Consider the following 283-nt stretch of genomic DNA (forward strand, 5'->3'; position numbering starts at 1 on the left):
TGCCGGCAGGATCGTTGTCGCAGACGATGTAGAGCCGCCGCAGCCTGGGTGGAAAGGCGAAGACGGCGAGGTGTGCGGCCGAGAGCGCCGCTGCCATCGGGAGGCTGGGCAGCGCTGTGCGCACGGAGAGAATGGTCTCGATGCCCTCGCCGGTGGCCATCACGTCGTAAGGTCTGCCGAAGCGAACGGAGTGCTCCAGCAGGTGGCCCATGGCGCGCCGGGGCGTGGCGATGCTTGCCTTGTCCGATCCGTCGGGAGCGAGCCATGTCCGGTGGATGCCCAA

1 protein-coding gene is annotated in these 283 nt (G+C 68.2%); it reads right to left on the minus strand.

What is annotated here, in order from left to right:
- The coding region (locus tag V5F61_RS21230; RefSeq protein ID WP_394104094.1) for a toprim domain-containing protein at positions 1-283 on the minus strand (283 nt) is incomplete at both ends.

Origin of the sequence: Xanthobacter sediminis, assembly GCF_043195015.1 — a bacterium.
Lineage (GTDB): Bacteria > Pseudomonadota > Alphaproteobacteria > Rhizobiales > Xanthobacteraceae > Xanthobacter.